Origin of the sequence: Flavobacterium sp. DSR3-2 (genome assembly GCF_049896525.1) — a bacterium.
GTDB lineage: Bacteria > Bacteroidota > Bacteroidia > Flavobacteriales > Flavobacteriaceae > Flavobacterium.
Map to the genome: position 1 here is coordinate 1 of NZ_JAFCUM010000045.1, position 527 is coordinate 527.

A 527-nucleotide genomic window follows, 5' to 3' on the forward strand; every position below is an offset into this window, starting at 1 on the left:
ACGTCAGTTCGTCTAAAAACCTTTAAACGAACTCATTTTAGTTAATCAGTAAGTAAATATATATGATTTAAACTACAATTGAAACTCTTTTTGGAAAAAAGCATTCTTCATTCTTAAAATAAAACAGTCCGTAAAAAGCTTTAAAAATTGCTCTTAGAGTCCCAAAACATAAAGCCAATACTTTTAAATATTGTTTTAATAGACTGTGGTCAATCAGGTTAAAAATTCGGCGCAGATTATAGGCACAGAAAATCAATCCTACATCGGCTGAGGCGCGTTTGATGGTTTTTTTGGTCATGATATAATAAAAATCCCATTGGCGTTTTATAACACCGTATGGATGTTCCACTATGGCTTGGCGTCTGCGGTAGATTTCATAATTGTTTTCGATTCTTACTTTATTTTGATAAATTAAATCAGCGTATTGGGAGCGTTCAATGAGTCTGCCTTTGACATTTTTGGTACATTTTTTATAAAGTTGACAAGTCAAACACGCACTAGTTTTGTAATGCTTCATCTGGGTTATT

The 527-nt window shown here is 32.6% G+C and carries 1 protein-coding gene; it reads right to left on the minus strand.

Annotated features, from left to right (window positions below; all coding sequences use genetic code 11):
* Positions 1-67 precede the first annotated feature (67 nt).
* Positions 68-527: transposase (locus ACP7AV_RS17175; RefSeq protein WP_426093012.1), on the minus strand; the 460-nt coding region annotated here is incomplete at its 5' end.